The sequence below is a fragment of the Cereibacter changlensis JA139 genome (assembly GCF_003034985.1).
In the GTDB taxonomy this organism is placed as follows: Bacteria; Pseudomonadota; Alphaproteobacteria; order Rhodobacterales; family Rhodobacteraceae; genus Cereibacter; species Cereibacter changlensis.
Map to the genome: position 1 here is coordinate 1 of NZ_PZKG01000293.1, position 2087 is coordinate 2087.

Here is a 2087-nt window from a genome sequence, read left to right on the forward strand (position 1 = left end):
GGCGAAGAGGATGAGACCGGGCCAGTGGTCGAGCACATAGGCCGCGGCCATCCCGAGGTCGGACTTCTTCGACAGCCGGGCGGCCTGCTGAACAAGCCAGGGGTGCATGGCCTCGAGCAGCGGCTTCGAGCGCTCCTGACGGACGGCGTGGCGCGCCTCGGGCGCCTGACCGCGGATCTCCTTCTCGATGGCGTAGAACTCGGCGATGCGCCGCAGGGCTTCGTCGACGAAGGGCGAGCCCGCGCTTGGCCGCGCCTCGATCAGCTTGCGCCGGGCGTGCGCCCAGCAGAAGGCGAGCCGCACCCGGCCGCCCTCGGCGCGGCGGCCGTCGGCAAGGCGGTTGTAGCCCTGGTAGCCGTCGACCTGCAGCACCCCTTCGAAGCCTTTCAGCATCTCCTCGGCGTGGATGCCGGCACGACCGGGGGCATAGGTGAAGACGACGCCGGGCGGATCCGAGCCGCCCCACGGCCGGTCGTCGCGCAGCATCGCCCAGATGAAGCCCTTCTTCGTCTTGCCGGCGCCCGGATCCAGCACCGGCATCGTCGTCTCGTCCGCGAAGAGCCTCGCCGAGCGTTTGAGCAGCACCGCCATCCGGTCCACGATGGGAGCGATGTGGAAGCTCACCTTGCCCATCCAGTCGGCAAGGGTCGAGCGGTCGATCTCGACGCCCTGACGCGCCATGATCTGGCTCTGGCGATACAACGGCAGGTGGTCGGCGAACTTGGCCACCGCCACATGCGCAAGCAGCGCCTCGGTGGCCAGGCCGCCCTCGATCAGCGCCGGAGCCGGCGGGGCCTGGCGGATGCCGGCGCGGCCCTTCGGGCAGGCGTAGCGCGGGCGGATGGTCACGATCAGACGGAACTGCGCCGGCGTCACGTCGAGCCGTTCCGAACGGTCCTCGCCGATCCGGACCATGTCCCCACAGCCGCACGGGCAGATGAGATCCTCGGGCACGAGCACCCGTTCCTCGCGCGGCAGATCCTTGGGCAGGCGCCGCGGGCCGCGGGGCGTGCGGGCCGGGCGATCGCCCGTCCGGGACTCGGCGGCCGCGTCGTTCTCTTCGGTGGCCGCGGCCAGCGCCACCTCGATATCCTCGAAGGCCAACTCCATCTGGTCGGGGTGGAGCTTCTCGGACCGCGGTCCGAAGCGCGCCCGCTGGAGTTCGCGGACCAGATGCTCGAGCCGCGCGTTGCGGGTCCTCAGTTCCGCGTTCTCCAGGGCAAGCGCCTGGACCTGCGCCTCGACCGCCGCCCGCAGGGCGGGCGGAAGCTGGGCCAGAAGATCGGGATCGAGCGCGGACGGCATGGGTCGAGTTTACCCGCCCGCGCGCCGAAACCCAGCAAAACAAGGGGCTTGATTCAACTCGCCGCAGCCGGAGGAACCACCCGCTGCGCCATCATCCGGCGCCAGTCCAGCCCTTCGAAGAGCGCCTCGAACTGCGCCCGCGACAGCCGCATCGTCCCGTCCTGCACCTTCGGCCAGACGAAGCGGCCGCTCTCCAGCCGCTTGTAGATCAGCACCAGCCCGCTGCCGTCCCAGACCAGGATCTTCAGCCGGTCGCCGCGACGGGACCGGAACACAACCGTCAACCCGGAATGCGGGTCGAGCTTCAGCTCGTTCTGAACCTTCGCCGCCAGCCCGTCATGCCCGCAGCGAAAGTCCACCGGCCGCGTGGCGATCACGATCGGCATCCTCTGGCCGGGGACGATCATCCGCGCCGCGTCCCCAGCGCCACCGCGATTTCCGCCACGCGGGCCACCGGCGTGGAGCCGGACAGCCGGATCGTCACGCCGCCCGCCTCGATCTCGATCCGCTCGTCATGAGGGACCCGAGCTGCTCGCGGCGCGGCTTCCACCATCAGCGGCACGAACTCGGCCGTCTCGGGAAAACCCGGCGCCTCCTCGGGGAGGCCGAACCGCCCGTCGCGGGCCATCCGCCGCCACGTCGTGAGTTGCGACGGCAGGAGCCGATACTTCCGCGCCACATCCCCGACGCGCGTCCCCGGCACGTAGCTCTCCATCACGATCCGGAGCTTCTCCTCGTTCGGCCACATCCGCCGTCCCATCGGCTCGTCCAGAACCCGAAAC

3 protein-coding genes are annotated in these 2087 nt (G+C 70.5%); all 3 read right to left on the minus strand.

Annotated elements, in window-relative coordinates; genetic code table 11:
- Nucleotides 1-1305 (minus strand): IS66 family transposase (tnpC, locus tag C5F48_RS23350; protein ID WP_107666076.1); only part of this gene is annotated, 1305 nt, incomplete at its 3' end.
- A 53-nt stretch (nt 1306-1358) separates the two neighbouring features.
- Nucleotides 1359-1691 carry an IS66 family insertion sequence element accessory protein TnpB gene (tnpB, locus tag C5F48_RS23355; protein ID WP_373454371.1) on the minus strand — a complete coding sequence of 111 codons (333 nt, stop codon included), beginning with the start codon at nt 1689-1691 and terminating at the stop codon, nt 1359-1361.
- Nucleotides 1692-1708: 17 nt separating this feature from the next.
- Nucleotides 1709-2087 (minus strand): transposase (locus tag C5F48_RS23360; protein WP_258186565.1); only part of this gene is annotated, 379 nt, incomplete at its 5' end.